Below are 1,577 nucleotides of genomic sequence, written 5' to 3' on the forward strand. Positions count from 1 at the left end.
CTGATCGACGCGCATGCCGGCGGCATCGGCGCAATTGGTGGACGCGACGGCGCGGGCGGGGCGAGTGATGTCTGCGACCGGCTCGCCTACATCATGGGAACGTCGGCCTGCATCATGGCGACGACCCGCGAGCCGTGCTTCGTGCCCGGCGTGTGGGGACCTTATTACTCCGGCATGGTCCCGGATTTCTGGCTCAACGAGGGCGGCCAATCGGCGGCAGGTGCGGCGATCGACCATCTCCTCAAGTCGCATCCGGGCCATGCCGAGGCGAGCGCGGCGGCGCGCAGCGATGGCCTCGACCTCATCGACTTCCTCGAGCGCCGCATCATCGCGCGCGCGGGCAGCGTCAGCCGCGCCGCGCTGCTCGCTCGCGACCTTCATGTGCTTCCTGAGTTCATCGGCAACCGCTCGCCCTACGCCGACCCTGATACGCGCGCGGTGATCACGGGGCTCGATCTTGACACCGACATCGCCTCGATGGAGCGGCTGTTCGTTGCCGGCCTGTGCGGGCTCGCCTATGGGCTCACCGAAGTGATTGAAGCCTTTGCCGCGCATGGCGTGCGCTCCAGCATCATGATCATGGGGGGCGGCGCCAGTCGAAGCCCGCTGGTGCGGCAGATCATGGCGGATACGACGGGGCTGACGGTCGCGCTGCCGCAGACCAGGGAGCCGGTGCTACTGGGCGCGGCGATGCTGGGGGCGGTGGCCGGCGGCGCCTATGCTTCGATCGGCGAGACCATGGCCAAGATGTCGGCCCTGGGACGGAAGAGTGAGCCGACCGCGACTGACATGGCCGCGTTTCACACACGCAAACGCGAGGTCTACAAGCTGCTGCGCGAAGTCGATCGCGGCAGCCGCGCGGCGATGCGCGACCTCGCGAGAGGTTGAGACAAATGCTGATTGCCTGCGGCGATGCGCTGATCGATTTCGTGCCGACGCGAAACGCCGACGGGCGCGAGGCGGTGATGCCCGCGGTCGGCGGCTCATGCCTGAACGTCGCGATCGGCATGGCGCGGCTCGGCGCGCCGACCGGTTTTGTCGGCGGCATCTCGACCGACCTGTTCGGGCGCATGATCGCGGATCACGCTGCCGCCTCGCATGTCGACCTCAACCTCGCCACCCGCAGCGACCTTCAGACCACGCTCGCCTTTGTCCGCATCGTCGCGGGCGAGTCGCACTATGCCTTTTACGATGCCGAGACCGCGACGCGAAACTGGACCTACCGGCGCGGGTCCATACCCTTCGATACGGTCGAGGCCCTTCATGTCGGCTCGACCACGCTCGTCAACGACCAGGGAGCCGCCGAGACCAAAGCGCTGATCGTGGATGCGCGCGCATCCTCGACGATCTCCTTCGATCCGAACTGCCGGCCGAATCTGGTCAAGGACAAGCCGGCTTACCTGGCGCGCATGGCCGAGTTCGCCGGCAGCGCCGATCTCATCAAGATGTCGGACGTGGACTTCGCCTACCTCTTCGGCGACGAGCGTTATGAGCAGCGAGCGAGCGCGCTGCTGGGGCAGGGCGCCAGCCTCGTCGTCGTCACCCGCGGCAACAACGGCGCGATCGCGTGGCACGCG

At 67.6% G+C, this 1,577-nt stretch carries 2 protein-coding genes; both read left to right on the top strand.

Translation table 11 applies throughout. From position 1 onward, the window contains the following. The coding region (locus MOV74_RS37710; protein ID WP_246932529.1) for an FGGY-family carbohydrate kinase at positions 1-888 on the top strand (888 nt) is incomplete at its 5' end. A 5-nt stretch (positions 889-893) separates the two neighbouring features. Beyond that, positions 894-1,577: carbohydrate kinase (locus MOV74_RS37715; protein WP_246932531.1), on the top strand; the 684-nt coding region annotated here is incomplete at its 3' end.

This window comes from Bradyrhizobium sp. SHOUNA76 (assembly GCF_023006445.1).
In the GTDB taxonomy this organism is placed as follows: domain Bacteria; phylum Pseudomonadota; class Alphaproteobacteria; order Rhizobiales; family Xanthobacteraceae; genus Bradyrhizobium.